Source organism: Leucobacter sp. USHLN154, assembly GCF_037145595.1.
Classification (GTDB): domain Bacteria; phylum Actinomycetota; class Actinomycetes; order Actinomycetales; family Microbacteriaceae; genus Leucobacter; species Leucobacter alluvii.
This window is the reverse complement of the sequence record NZ_JBBCXF010000004.1, coordinates 175831-188424: the sequence shown is the minus strand read 5'-3', so window position 1 is coordinate 188424 and position 12594 is coordinate 175831. Positions and strand designations below refer to the sequence as shown.

At 69.1% G+C, this 12594-nt stretch carries 11 protein-coding genes; 3 read left to right on the top strand and 8 right to left on the bottom strand.

Annotated features, from left to right (window positions below):
* Nucleotides 1-10 precede the first annotated feature (10 nt).
* From WFH23_RS08875 to iolC, 3 genes are read right to left on the bottom strand one after another with little or no spacing between them, the layout of a single operon-like run.
* Nucleotides 11-1525 carry a CoA-acylating methylmalonate-semialdehyde dehydrogenase gene (locus WFH23_RS08875; RefSeq protein WP_336662253.1) on the bottom strand — a complete coding sequence of 505 codons (1515 nt, stop codon included), beginning with the start codon at nucleotides 1523-1525 and terminating at the stop codon, nucleotides 11-13.
* Nucleotides 1515-2483, bottom strand: coding sequence for a class I fructose-bisphosphate aldolase (locus WFH23_RS08870; RefSeq protein WP_336662252.1), 969 nt, complete (start codon nucleotides 2481-2483; stop codon nucleotides 1515-1517). The genes WFH23_RS08875 and WFH23_RS08870 overlap by 11 nt, the downstream gene beginning before the upstream one ends.
* A 2-nt stretch (nucleotides 2484-2485) precedes the next feature.
* Complete coding sequence (gene iolC, locus WFH23_RS08865; protein WP_336662251.1) at nucleotides 2486-3442, bottom strand: 5-dehydro-2-deoxygluconokinase; 957 nt, start codon at nucleotides 3440-3442, stop codon at nucleotides 2486-2488.
* Nucleotides 3443-3631: 189 nt separating this feature from the next.
* Between iolC and WFH23_RS08860 the strand changes: the two genes are divergently transcribed.
* Nucleotides 3632-4390, top strand: coding sequence for a GntR family transcriptional regulator (locus WFH23_RS08860; RefSeq protein ID WP_090145836.1), 759 nt, complete (start codon nucleotides 3632-3634; stop codon nucleotides 4388-4390).
* A gap of 34 nt (nucleotides 4391-4424) precedes the next feature.
* Here WFH23_RS08860 and WFH23_RS08855 read toward each other — a convergent pair whose 3' ends face one another.
* Nucleotides 4425-5651: a glycosyltransferase gene (locus WFH23_RS08855; protein ID WP_336662250.1), complete on the bottom strand. Its 1227-nt coding sequence runs from the start codon at nucleotides 5649-5651 to the stop codon at nucleotides 4425-4427.
* Nucleotides 5652-5773: 122 nt separating this feature from the next.
* Here WFH23_RS08855 and WFH23_RS08850 point away from each other — a divergent pair, with 122 nt between their 5' ends.
* A complete protein-coding gene (locus tag WFH23_RS08850; protein ID WP_090147282.1) occupies nucleotides 5774-6790 on the top strand; it encodes a cation diffusion facilitator family transporter in 1017 nt (338 codons plus the stop codon).
* A 104-nt stretch (nucleotides 6791-6894) separates the two neighbouring features.
* On the top strand, nucleotides 6895-7539 hold the full coding sequence (locus WFH23_RS08845; RefSeq protein WP_090145832.1) for an MIP/aquaporin family protein: 645 nt from the start codon (nucleotides 6895-6897) through the stop codon (nucleotides 7537-7539).
* A gap of 223 nt (nucleotides 7540-7762) precedes the next feature.
* Here the strand turns inward: WFH23_RS08845 and WFH23_RS08840 are convergent, their stop codons facing one another.
* The 4 genes from WFH23_RS08840 to WFH23_RS08825 form a co-directional block, all read right to left on the bottom strand.
* Nucleotides 7763-9193: a dihydrolipoamide acetyltransferase family protein gene (locus WFH23_RS08840; RefSeq protein ID WP_336662249.1), complete on the bottom strand. Its 1431-nt coding sequence runs from the start codon at nucleotides 9191-9193 to the stop codon at nucleotides 7763-7765.
* 26 nt (nucleotides 9194-9219) lie between these two features.
* Nucleotides 9220-10221 (bottom strand): transketolase C-terminal domain-containing protein, encoded by a 1002-nt coding sequence (locus tag WFH23_RS08835; RefSeq protein ID WP_176698240.1) that lies wholly within the window; start codon nucleotides 10219-10221, stop codon nucleotides 9220-9222.
* The gene (locus tag WFH23_RS08830; protein WP_336662248.1) at nucleotides 10218-11399 is read right to left on the bottom strand and encodes a thiamine pyrophosphate-dependent enzyme; all 1182 of its coding nucleotides are present in this window, start codon (nucleotides 11397-11399) and stop codon (nucleotides 10218-10220) included. The genes WFH23_RS08835 and WFH23_RS08830 overlap by 4 nt, the downstream gene beginning before the upstream one ends.
* A 66-nt stretch (nucleotides 11400-11465) precedes the next feature.
* Nucleotides 11466-12569: a histidinol-phosphate transaminase gene (locus WFH23_RS08825; protein WP_336662247.1), complete on the bottom strand. Its 1104-nt coding sequence runs from the start codon at nucleotides 12567-12569 to the stop codon at nucleotides 11466-11468.
* Nucleotides 12570-12594: the final 25 nt, after the last annotated feature.

The window sequence follows — 12594 nt, the reverse complement described above, 5'->3', positions numbered from 1 at the left end:
GTGCGTTCGATCAGTCGTTCTGGGGGAACCCGAGGTTGATGCCGCCGTGCGTCGCGGGATCGAGCCAGCGACTGGTGATGGCCTTCTCACGGGTGAAGAACTCGAAGCCCTGCACGCCGTACGCCTTCGAGTCGCCGAAGAGCGACGCCTTCCACCCGCCGAAGGAGTGGTATGCGACCGGCACGGGGATCGGGACGTTGATGCCGATCATGCCGACCTGGATCTCGTGCTGGAAGCGGCGGGCCGCACCGCCGTCGTTCGTGAAGATCGCAGTGCCGTTGCCGAACGCGCCCGAGTTGATGAGCTCGACGCCCTCTTCGAACGTCTCGACGCGCACGATCTCGAGCACGGGCCCGAAGATCTCCTCGGTGTAGGCGCGCGACGTCGTCGGCAGGTGATCGATGAGCGTCGGCCCCACGAAGAACCCGTTCTCGTGCCCGTCGACCGAGAAGCCCCGGCCGTCGACGACGATGGTCGCCCCGTCCTGCTCGGCGATGTCGATGTAGCCGGTCACCTTGTCGCGATGCGCATCGGTGATGAGCGGCCCCATGTCGGGTTCGGGCGTCGATGCGCCGTTGCCGATCGAGAGGTTCGCGATGCGCTCGGTGATCTTCTCGATGAGCGCGTCGGCGACGGGCTCGACCGCGAGCACGACCGAGATCGCCATGCAGCGCTCGCCTGCGGCGCCGTATCCGGCGTTGATCGCCTGGTCGGCGACGAGGTCGAGGTCGGCATCGGGCAGCACCAGCATGTGGTTCTTCGCTCCGCCCAGAGCCTGCACGCGCTTGCCGTGCTTCGAGGCGGTCTCGTAGATGTACTGCGCGATCGGCGTCGATCCCACGAATGAGATCGAGTGCACGCCCGGGTCGGTGAGCAGGCCGTCGACGGCGAGCTTGTCGCCGTTGAGCACGGTGAAGACGCCGTCGGGCAGGCCGGCCTCCTGCCAGAGCTCGGCGAGCCACAGGGCCGCAGAGGGATCCTTCTCGGAGGGCTTCACGATGACGGCGTTGCCCGCGGCGATCGCGACGGGGAAGAACCACATCGGCACCATGGCCGGGAAGTTGAAGGGGGCGATGATGCCCGCCACGCCGATCGGCTGCTTGATCGAATAGACGTCGATGCCGGTCGAGGCGTTCTCGGAGAACGCGCCTTTGATGAGGTGCGGGAATCCTGTGGCGAGTTCCACGACCTCCTGGCCGCGCAGGATCTCGCCCATGGCGTCCGAGACCACTTTGCCGTGCTCGCGCGTGATGATCTCGGCGAGCTCGCCCTTGCGGGCGTTCAGCAGCTCGCGGAACTTGAAGATGACGGTCTGGCGCTTCGCCATGGAGAATGCGCTCCAGGCCTCGAAGCCGCGGGTGGCCGAGGCGATCGCCGCGGCGATCTCCGCCTCGTCGGCGAGGGCGACGAGCGCCTGCACCTCGCCGGTCGCCGGGTTGAAGACGGGGGCGGTGCGGCCGCTCGTCGAGGCGCGACGTGCGCCGTCGATCCAGTGCGGGATCACGGGGAGGGAATCAGTGCTCATTGCGAGTGTCCTTCGTGTCGTTCGTGTGCGAGATCGAAGCGAGACCGCGTATCGGCTGCGCCTCGCGAGGAGTTTCGGGGAGATCGCGGTGCACCAGCCGCGCGGCCGTGTCGACCGCGGCGGCGACGTCGCCGTCGTGCGGGTAGAGCAGCGTGCGGCCGACCGTGAGGCCGCGCACGCCGGGCAGGGCGAGGGCGCTCTCCCACGAGGCGAACGTCTCGTCGGGATCGCCGCCGTTGTCGCCGCCGAGCAGCAGCGTCGGCATCGTGGTGGCCTCCATGACGCGCTCCATCTCGGGGACCACCGGCAGCTTCATCCACGTGTAGGCGCTCGAATTGCCGAGCCCGGAGGCGATGGCCGTCGAGAGGATCACCGCGTCCGCCGAGAGATCGTTGATCACCTTTCCGCCGATGCGGCTGCTCATGAACGGCTCGAGCATGATCGGCAGCCCCGCGGCCGCGGCAGCGTCGACGGCGCGAGCGGTCGCCTGGAGCGTCGACGCGGTGCCGGCGTCGTTCAGGTCGACGCGGATGAGCGTCTTCGCGAAATCGAGGCCGTGACTGACCATCGCGTCGATGTCGTAGGCCGTATACCGGTCGTCGAGCTCGAACGAGGCGCCGCGCAGCCCGCCCCGATTCATCGACCCGACGACGATCTTGTCGTCGAGCAGGCCGAGGGCTGCCAGATCGTCGATGATGTCGGGGGTTCCGAGCACGCCGTCGACGCCGGGGCGCGAGAGCGCCAGCGCCATCCGTTCGAGCAGATCGTAACGATTGGCCATGGCGGTGGCGTGACCGCCAACGGCGATCGCTCCGCGGGCCGGGTGATCCGCGGCCACGATGAAGAGCCTGCCGTCACCGGCGATGACGTCGCGCCGGCGCCGTTCGGCGAGCGCGCGAGTGATGCCGGACGGGTCCGCGGCGCGCAGCTGGCGCAGGCGGTCGAAGTCGAGTGCCACGATCAGGCCCCCTTCGCGAGCAGGGTTTCGACCTCTGCGGCGTCGGGCATCGCCGTCGAGCACTCGCGGCGCGTGGCCACGATCGCTCCTGCGACGTTGGCGAAGCGGAAGATGCGCTCGAGGTCCCAGCCCTCGAGCAGCCCGTGGCAGAGCGCTCCGCCGAAGGCGTCGCCCGAGCCGAGGCCGTTGATCACATCGACGAAGTGCGGGGGCACCTCTACGCGCTCCCCCCGGGTCTTCGCGAGTACGCCCTTGGGCCCCTGCTTCACGATCGCGAGTTGCAGACCGCGATCGAGCAGCGCGTCTGCGGCTCGGTCCGGCTCGGTCTCCCCCACCGCGACCTCGCACTCCTCGCGGTTTCCGACCGCGATCGTCGCGCGGCCGATCGCCGCCGCGACCTGCTCCGTGGCTTCGGCCGCGTCGCCCCAGAACATGGGGCGGTAGTCGAGGTCGAAGATCGTGTGCGCGGCGCCGTCTCGTGCTTCGAGGGCGGCGTGGTGCGTCGACCGGCTCGGCTCCTCGCTCAGTCCGGTGAGCGTGAACCACAGGATGCGCGCCTCGCGGACGGCCTCGAGGTCGAGATCCTCGACCGCGATCTGCAGATCGGGCGCCTTCGGCTTGCGATAGAAGTAGAGCGGGAAGTCGTCCGGCGGGAAGATCTCGCAGAAGGTGACCGGCGTGGGGTACTCGGGGTCGACGCGGACCTCGCGATTGTCGACCCCGAGTCGTTCGAGTTCGCGCAGCAGGTACGTGCCGAAGGGGTCGTCGCCGACGCGTGAGATCAGAGCGCTCGCCCGGCCGTACTTCGCTGCGGCCACTGCGACATTCGCCGCGCTCCCGCCGAGGTACTTGCCGAAGCTGGTGACATCTTCGAGGCCGATCCCGTCTTGCAATGGGTAGATATCGACTCCGAGCCGACCCAGTGCCAGAACGTCATCCCGACGCCGCAGTTCCGACATTCGCTACTCGCCTTCTCGTAGTGACGCAGGCGGGCCCCGTGCACCGCTGCATTTGTCCTAACAATAGCACGAAGCGGCGGGGCGCCACGTGCACACTCCGCTCGGGGGTAATGTTGTCATCACAAAGGGGTCGCTCGCGGCCCACCGCATTCGATCCGCGTGCCACCCCAGCGCCGAGGAGCACCGCACATGAGCATTGAACCCGTCTGGCCGAGCGAGCTCTTCACCGATCTCGACCGCAGCGGCCCCATCCCCCTGTACTTCCAGATCTCGAGCCGACTCGAGCGCGCGATCCGCGACGGCATCATCCCAGCCGGCGCTCGCCTCGAGAACGAGATCGCGATCGGGCAGCATCTCGGCCTCTCACGCCCGACCGTGCGACGCGCGATCCAGGAGCTCGTCGACAAGGGCCTGCTCGTACGGCGCCGGGGCATCGGCACCCAGGTCGTGCAGGCCAGGGTGAGCCGACCCGTCGAGCTCACGAGCCTGCAGGAGGATCTCACCCGCGCGGGCCACCACCCGAGCACGCGGGTGCTCTCACTCGAGAAGATCCCCGCGGACGAGGAAGCGGCGGTGCGACTCCGCGTCGACGTCGGCACCGAGATCACGCGCATCCGCCGGCTGCGCAGCGCCGACGGCACCCCGATGGCGATCCTCGAGAACCTCCTGCCGCCCGAGTACGCCGACATCACGTTCGCAGACCTCGAGACGCACGGGCTCTACGAGATGCTGCGAGCGCGCGGCATCGCCATCAAGATCGCGAACCAGACGATCGGAGCGCGGCGCACCCACAGCGACGAGCACGAACTGCTCGACGTCGCGAAGGGTAGCCCCGTGCTCACCATGGATCGCGTCGCCTTCGACCAGGGCGGCAGTGTCATCGAGGCCGGGCATCACTGCTACCGGCCGGATCTGTACTCGTTCGAGACCACACTCGTCTCCCGGTAGCGCGCAGACGGTCCGGACCCCGCTCGGCTCGCTCCTACCGAGCGATCACCTCGCGGTACACCTCGACGAGACGGTCGGCCGACGCCTGCCAGCTGCGCTGCAGCGCGTGCGCGCGTGCCGCATCCCCCATGCGCTTCAACCCGGGGCCGTCGGCGAGCATCTCGCGGATGGTCGACGCCCAGACCTCGTGGTCGTCGCCGGCGATCAGGACGCCCGTCGTCCCGGCGACGACGGCTTCGCGCAACCCGCCGGCGTCACGGGCGATCACGGGCACGCCCGATGCTGCCGCCTCGAGCGCGACGAGGCCGAATGTCTCGGTGTGCGACGGCACGAGCATGAGACTGGCCGACCGAATGCGCTCAGCCAGTTCGCGCCGTCGAAGCGCCCCCTCGAACGCCGTCGTACTGAGCATGCCGTGCGCGACGACCGACTCGTGCAGCGCGCGAGCGTAGTCATCACCGTCGGGAGGGGGCGCGCCGACGATGCGGAGCGTCGGGCGCTCGGCGTGAGGGAGCTGCGCGATCGCCTCGATCGCGAGATCGAATCCCTTGAGGGGGTGCAGGCGGCCGACGAGGATCACCTCGGGCCTCCCTCCTCCGCGCAACCAGTCGCGCTGCTCCTCGCACTCCGCGGTGTCGCACGGTCGGAACAGGTCGGTGTCGACGCCGAGCGGCACCACGCGCACGCGATCCGGATCGCCTTCGAGCCTCGCGAGCACCGTGGCCCGTTCAGCCTCGCTCACCGCGATGATGAGGTCGGCCTCAGCGGCCAGCCGCGCTTCGCCCGCCAGGCGTCCGGGCGACTCCGGGCGCTCCCCGTCACCGAACGGCGACTCGGGCGGCGCGGCGATCGAATGATAGCTCTGGAGCAGCGGAATGCCGCAGTCACGGGCGACCGGCAGTGCGGCGATGCCCGAGAACCAGTGCTCCGCATGCAGCACCTCGACCGGGTCAGCGGTGAGTTCGGTGTGCAGCAGCCGGCTGAAGTCCTCCATCACCTGCTCGTGCTCGCCCTTCGCCAGCAGGCGAGGGGCACCGGCGTCGAGTAGCAGCACGGTCAGGTTCGGCATGAGCTCGACGCGCGCCGGAGTGTCGGTGTCGCTGCGCCTCGTGAAGATGCGCACGCGGTGGCCGGCACGGGCGAGCGCCTCCGCCTGCGCGCGCACGACGACGTTCATTCCGCCGGCATCCTTCGTGCCCGGCACATCGAGCGGCGAGGTGTGCAGCATGACGAAGCCGATCGAAAGTGCTGCGGGAGTCATGCTTCGAGCGTAGTGGCAGGATCGGTGCCTTCCGTCGCACGACCCCGTCGTCATCGGCCGCCTCTCGACGAAAGATACCCCAGGTGGGTATGCTCGAAGTATCCGATCGTGAAGGAGACCCGATGACTGAGCCGCACGAGAGCAGCGACGCCTGCGAGCCCGAGTTCAGCGCCGGGCACCCCTCACGTCCAGGAGAGCACGCCGGCGCCCGTGGATCGCACGCGCACGATCACGGCCTGCAGGGCGCGACCTCCGGCACGGCGAAGCACCGGCGCAAGCTGGTGCTGGTGCTCGTGATCACGCTGACGGTCTTCGTCGTGCAGCTCATCGGCGCCTTCGTCTCGAACTCGCTCTCCCTCCTCGCCGACGCCGGCCACATGCTCACCGACGCCACCGGAGTCGCGATCGCGCTCATCGCGAGCCTCATCGCGGGCGTCGCGGCGACGTCGAAACGCACCTTCGGGTATCTGCGGATCGAGATCCTCGCCGCGCTCATCAACGGCATCGTGCTCGGAGTCATCGCGATCGTCATCCTCGTCCAAGCCATCGCTCGCTTCGGCACCGAGGTCGAGGTGCACTCCGTTCCGATGCTGGTCGCCGCCGTCATCGGAGCCATCGCCAACCTGATCTCCCTGCTCATTCTGCAATCGGGGCAGCGCGAAAGCCTCAATGTGCGCGGGGCGTACCTCGAAGTGCTCGGCGACCTGCTCGGCTCCGTCGCCGTCATCGTCGCCGGCACCATCATCCTGTTCACCGGCTGGAACGCGGTCGATCAGATCGCCTCGATCCTCATCGCCCTCCTCATCTTCCCCCGTGCGATCAGCCTGCTGCGCGACGTCGTCGATGTGCTGCTCGAGGCGTCGCCCAAGAACGTCGACGTCGACGCCGCCCGTGCCCACATGGAAGCGGTGCCCGGCGTCGAAGAGGTGCACGACGTGCACGCCTGGACCATCACCTCAGGCGTGCCCGCCTTCTCAGCCCACGTGACGGTGGCCGACGCCGCGTGGAGCGAACGCGGGTACCACGCGATCCTCGACGAGGTGCGCGCCTGTCTGCACGAGCATTTCGACACCGAGCACGTCACGCTCCAGTTGGAGCCGCGCAGCCACGAGACCGCGGGAGAGCGCGTGCACGCCTAGGGTCGGCACCGAGACGTACTCCACCCGTGACGCGGCGCCTCCCGTTCGGCATAATGAGTGTGAGCTGTGTATCTGCACAGAATGCCTGAGAAAGCGAGTCGAAGATGACCGGTACCGTTCGCAACGCTGGGGCCGAGGCTCTCGCAACACTGCTGTTCGTCTTCTCGATCGTCGCCGCGATCAACAACGCGGGCGACTTCGCGCCCCTCGCCATCGGGTTCACCCTGATGGTGCTGATCTACGCCACCGGCCACCTCTCCGGCGCCCACCTGAACCCGGCGGTCTCGCTCGGCGCGCTCATCCGCGGTGCGCTGAGCGCAGGTGACTTCGTGGCCTACGTCATCGCTCAGCTCGTCGGCGGCGTGCTCGGCGCGCTGCTCGCCGGACTCATCTTCCCGGCAGCCGCAGCGGCGAAGGAGATCGAGGTCGGGCCGGCCTTCCTGGTCGAGGCGCTCTTCACCTTCATCCTCGTCTACGTCGTGCTCAACGTCGCGACGTCGAAGGACACCGAGGGCAACTCGTTCTACGGCCTCGCCATCGGTTCCGTCGTCGTCGTCGGAGCGTTCGCCGTCGGCCCGGTCTCGGGCGGCGGGTTCAACCCGGCGGTCGCTCTCGGCCTGGCCGTGCACGGCGACTTCGCGTGGTCGAATCTGTGGCTCTACTTCGTCGCCCCGCTCGTCGGAGGTGCACTCGCCGCATTCGCCTTCCGCGCCTTCAACCGCCACGACCTCGCTACGGTCGAGGCCTGAGCGGGGCCTGAGCGGGGCCCGCTCCGCGGGCTCGCATCTCTGAGTTCCCGCGTTGGTGAGAGATTCGGCGACGGTGAGGCCGAAATCCCCGAGCACTTCTCACCGACGGTGAATCCCTCACCGGGCCGCGCACCTGATCGGCGCCGGGCCGCGCACCTCACCGGGCCGCGCACCTGATCGGCGCCGCGCCGCGCACGTGACCAGCGCCGCAGAGCTCATCCGCTCAGTCGAGCAGCAGTGCGGGCTCCTCGAGCACCGAGGCGACGTCGGCCACGAATCGTGAGATCACATCGCCGTCGACGATGCGGTGGTCGAACGATCCGCCGACGGTGGTCACCATGCGGGGGCGCACCTCTCCGTCGACCACCCACGGCTTCTGACGGATCGTGCCCATCGCCATGATGCCGCACTCACCGGGGTTGAGGATCGGCGTGCCGAAGTCCATGCCGAAGACGCCGATGTTGGTGATGGTGATGGTGCCTCGCGCCATGTCGCTCGGCTGCGTCCGCCCGTCGCGAGCGGTGATGGTCAGCTGCTCGATCGCACGCGCGAGGTCGAGCAGGCTGAGGTCTTGCGCGTCCTTGATGTTCGGCACGACGAGCCCGCGCGGCGTGGCCGCGGCGATCCCGAGGTTCACGAAGTTGTGCCGGATGATCTCGGTGTCGGTGAAGGTGGCGTTCACCTCTGGGCTCCGGCGCACAGCCCAGAGCATCGCCTTCGCGAAGATCAGCAGCGGCGACACCTTGACGCCAGCGAAATCGGTCGAGCTCTTGAGCCGCTTCACGAACTCCATCGTGCGAGTGGCGTCGACGTCGGTGAACACGCTCACGTGCGGCGCCTCGAACGCGCTCGTCACCATCGCCTGCGCGGTCATCTTGCGAATGCCCTTGAGCGGGATGCGCTCCTCGCGCGCCTCCGCGACCTCCGGGGTCGACAGATTGCGGAAGAGACTGGCCTGCGACGCCTGACGAACCACATCGTCGCGCAGCACCTCCCCGGCGATCCCCGAACCGATGATCTGCGTCATATCGACGCCCAGGTCTTTCGCGAGCTTGCGGATCGGCGGTTTCGCGATCACCGGCGACGAGTCGGCGACGGGGATCACGGCGTGCGAGCCCTGCTGGGGCGTACGCGTCGCGCCCGCCTGCGCGGCGGCGGCCGCCGATCCCTCGCTCGCAGCTTCGCTCCGCACCAGCGGTTCTCCCCCGCGACGACGGCGCGACTTCACTGCGCCGCCGGTGCCGTAGCCGACGAGTACCGCTCCGGCCTCGCCGTTCTCGTGCGCCACACTCGCCGCGGTGTCGGCGACCACGTCGCGCGTCTCCTCGGTATCGACGGGGGCGGCAGTGGCCTGGGGATCCGCGGCGACGTGGTGCTGCCCACCGACGGCCGGCGCGCCGTCGGCGTCCGCAGCATCGACGGTCACGCGCAGGATCGGCTGCCCGACCGGCACCGTGACGCCGACCTCGACGAGCACCTCAGACACGACCCCCGTGAATGGGGACGGCAGCTCGACGAGCGATTTCGCGGTCTCGATCTCGCAGATCACCTGGTTCAGCGCGACCGTATCGCCGGCCGCGACGTGCCACGTGACGATCTCGGCCTCGGTGAGACCCTCGCCGACGTCGGGGAGTGGGAACGTCATCTCGCTCATGGAATCTCCTGCTGTCAGTTCGGGGGTCAGTAGTGCATCGTGCGGTCGACGGCTTCGAGCACCCGGTCCGCATCGGGGAGGAAGAGCGGTTCGATCGCCGCCGCGGGGAACGGGACGTCGTAGCCCGAGACGCGCAGCACTGGCGCCTGCAGCGAGTAGAAGGCGCGCTCGGCGACCGTCGCCGCAATTTCGCTGCCAACGCTCGCGTTGCCCGAGGCCTCCTGCGCCACGACGAGGCGCCCCGTCTTGCGCACGGAGGCGAGCACGGGCTCGTAGTCGATGGGCGAAACGGTGCGCAGATCGATCACCTCGAGGCTCGTGCCCTCCGACTGGGCGATCTCCGCGGCCTGCAGCAACGTCGTCACCATCGCGCCGAACCCGACGACCGTGCAGTCGGTGCCGGTGCGGGCCACGCGACTCTGGTGCAGGCCGGAGGCGGGCGCACCTGGATCGACCTCGCCCTTGTGCCAGTACTTGGCCTTCGGCTCGAAGAAGAGCACCGGGTCATCGGAGGCGATCGCCTGCTGAATCATCCAGTAGGCGTCGTTCGCGGTCGACGGGGCCACGACGCGCAGGCCGGCGGTGTGCGCGAAGTACGCCTCCGGGCTCTCCTCGTGATGCTCGATCGAGTTGATGTGCCCGCCGTATGGCACACGGATCACGATGGGCATGTTGACGGTGCCGTCGTGCCGGGCGCGGATCTTCGCGAGCTGCGTAGTGATCTGGTTGAACGCGGGGAAGATGAATCCGTCGAACTGGATCTCGACCACGGGGCGGTACCCGCGCAGTGCCAGACCGATCGCGCTGCCGACGATGCCCGCTTCGGCGAGCGGCGTATCGAGCACGCGCGCTGAGCCGAAGTCGGCCTGCAGTCTGTCGGTGACGCGGAACACGCCCCCGAGCGGGCCGATGTCTTCGCCCATCAGCAGCACACGGTCGTTCTCGACCATCGCGGCGCGCAGCCCCTCGTTGATCGCCTTCGCGATCGGCAGGGTGGTGCGCTCCGTCAGCGTCTGCACCTCGGTCATTCGGCGCCCCCCTCGAACGACGATTCGTATTCGGCGAACCAGGCGCGCTGCTCGTCGATGCGCGGATGCGGCTCGGCGTACACGTGGGCGAACATCGACTCCGGGTGCGGCGCGGGCAGGGTCAGAATCTGGTCGCGAACGACCTTCGCCTGCTGGTCCGCGGTCTCGGCGACCTCGGCGAAGAACGCGTCATCCACTCCGAGCCCCCGCAGGTAGGCCTCGAGGCGTGCGATCGGGTCGCGCAACTGCCACGACTCGAGCTCGCCCTCGGGGCGGTAGCGCGTGGGGTCGTCGGCGGTCGTGTGCGCGCCGATGCGGTACGTGAGCGCTTCGATGTACCCGGGTCCCGCGCCCTCGCGCGCGAGGCGCATGAAGCGCCGACCCACCGCGTAGGCTGCGAGCGGATCGTTCCCGTCGATCTGCACCGCGCGCAGACCGAAGCCGAGTGCGCGACGGTAGAGCGGCGTGCGCGACTGACGCGCCACCGGCACCGAGATCGCCCAGCCGTTGTTCTGCACGACGAACACCTCCGGCGTCTGGTAGCTCGCCGCGAAGATCATCGCCTCGTTGGGATCGCCCTGGCTGGAGGTGCCGTCGCCGTAGAAGACCATGGTCGCCTCGCCCGTTGGGGTGCCCGCCTCGCCAGCGTCGAGCGTCGTGCTGCCCGAGCGGCGCTTCGCGTCGAGCACCTGCGCGAGGGCGTGCCCGGTGGCGTGCTGCGTCTGCGAGCCGAGCACCAGGGTGTAGAGGTGCACGTTGCCGTTGGCCGGATCCGTGATGTCCCATCCGCCGTGCGTCACGCCGCGGAACTGCGCGGCGATGGAGAGCAGGTCGACGCCGCGCACCTGCGCGACGAGGTGCTCGCGGTAGGCGGGGAACACGTGATCCTGGGGCTCGGTGGCGCGCACGAGGCCGACCTGGCAGCCCTCCTGACCGACGCTCGGCACCCAGAGTGCGAGCTGGCCCTGCCGTTGCAGGTGCGTGCACTCAGTGTCGAAGGCACGGGTGGACACCATGTCCCGGTACCACTGCCTGAAGTCGTCCACACCGATGCCCTCGAGCTCGGCGGCGTACTCGGCTGCGGTGCCGGACGGCGCGTACCCGCCCTCCGCGTCCAAGAAGCGGATCGGCTCGGGATCGTCGCTGCGCAGCAGGCGCTCTGTGATCTGTTCGCTCATCTCGATTCAGTGTAATGAGTGCTGCTGCACCGGGCGGGATATACCGTCGATGTCATGCCGGGGCGCCTACCGCTGCGCGAGATGCTGCCGCACGATGTCGATGACGACCGGAACGCTCTCCGGTTCTCCGACCGAGACTCGCACGCCGACTCCCGCGAACGGGCGCACGAGCGTCCCGGCCTCTGAGAAGTCTGCGGCGAGCGCGAGCGCATCGGCGACTCCCCCGGGCGCCTGACCCGTCTCGGGAATCCAGACGAAGTTCGCCTGCGCCTGCGGAATCGCGAGGCCCAGCTCGCGCAGCGCAGCGGCGAGCGCATCGCGTCGCTCGGCGAGTGCCGCCACGCGCTCGGCGTGCGCGGCTCGTGCCGCGGGGGTGAGCGAGGCTCGCGCAGCGCTCTCCGCGATTCCGGTGACCGAGAGCGGAATCGCCACGCTGGCCGCCGCAGCGAAGATCGCGGGATCGCCAACGCCGTACCCGATCCGGAGGCCGGCGAGGCCGTAGGCCTTCGAGAAGGTGCGCAGGACGACGAGGTTCGGGTGCTGCCGCAGCACCTCCTCGCCGCGCACCGCCTCGGGGTCGGTGACGAATTCGCGGTACGCCTCATCGAGCACGACGAGGGTGTCGGCCGGCACTCGCGTCATGAACCGGTCGAAGTCGGCGCGGCGGATCGCGGGCCCGGTCGGGTTGTTCGGCGAGCACAGCAGCACGACTCGGGTGCGCTCGGTGATCGCGTCGGCCATCGCGTCGAGGTCGTGCTCGGCGGTGGGGGTCAGCGGTACGCGACTCGCAACGGCGCCCGAGGCGAGGCCGAGCGACGGGTACGCCTCGAAGCTCGGCCACGCGTGCAGGTACTCGTCGCCCGCGGCGGCGGCGGCCTGCACGAGCTGGAAGAGGATCGCGACAGAGCCCGCAGCCAGGTGCACGTGCGTTCCGTCGACGCCGAACTCCGCGCCGATCGTCTCTCGGAGCTCTGGCATCGCCACGGCGGCGTACCGGTTGATGTCGGAGCGCTGCGCGATCGCATCGAGCACACCGGGGAGCGGCTCGAACGGGTTCTCATTGCTCGAGAGCTTGTAGCCCGGCTTCGTGGGCGTTGCGCCCTGGCGGTACGCCGGGACGGCGAGCACGTCCGCACGGAAACGGACGGGGGGCACGACGTTGTCACTCATGACAAGTGAGTCTAGTGACCACGCC

Excerpts from the sequence above, each read along its gene's own strand:
- WFH23_RS08860 (WP_090145836.1), top strand. The coding sequence starts at position 3,632 with ATGAGCATTGAACCCGTCTGGCCGAGCGAGCTCTTCACCGATCTCGAC.
- WFH23_RS08830 (WP_336662248.1), bottom strand. The coding sequence starts at position 11,399 with ATGAGCGAACAGATCACAGAGCGCCTGCTGCGCAGCGACGATCCCGAG.
- WFH23_RS08855 (WP_336662250.1), bottom strand. The coding sequence starts at position 5,651 with ATGACTCCCGCAGCACTTTCGATCGGCTTCGTCATGCTGCACACCTCG.
- WFH23_RS08825 (WP_336662247.1), bottom strand. The coding sequence starts at position 12,569 with ATGAGTGACAACGTCGTGCCCCCCGTCCGTTTCCGTGCGGACGTGCTC.
- WFH23_RS08840 (WP_336662249.1), bottom strand. The coding sequence starts at position 9,193 with ATGAGCGAGATGACGTTCCCACTCCCCGACGTCGGCGAGGGTCTCACC.
- WFH23_RS08835 (WP_176698240.1), bottom strand. The coding sequence starts at position 10,221 with ATGACCGAGGTGCAGACGCTGACGGAGCGCACCACCCTGCCGATCGCG.
- WFH23_RS08845 (WP_090145832.1), top strand. The coding sequence starts at position 6,895 with ATGACCGGTACCGTTCGCAACGCTGGGGCCGAGGCTCTCGCAACACTG.
- WFH23_RS08850 (WP_090147282.1), top strand. The coding sequence starts at position 5,774 with ATGACTGAGCCGCACGAGAGCAGCGACGCCTGCGAGCCCGAGTTCAGC.
- WFH23_RS08875 (WP_336662253.1), bottom strand. The coding sequence starts at position 1,525 with ATGAGCACTGATTCCCTCCCCGTGATCCCGCACTGGATCGACGGCGCA.
- iolC (WP_336662251.1), bottom strand. The coding sequence starts at position 3,442 with ATGTCGGAACTGCGGCGTCGGGATGACGTTCTGGCACTGGGTCGGCTC.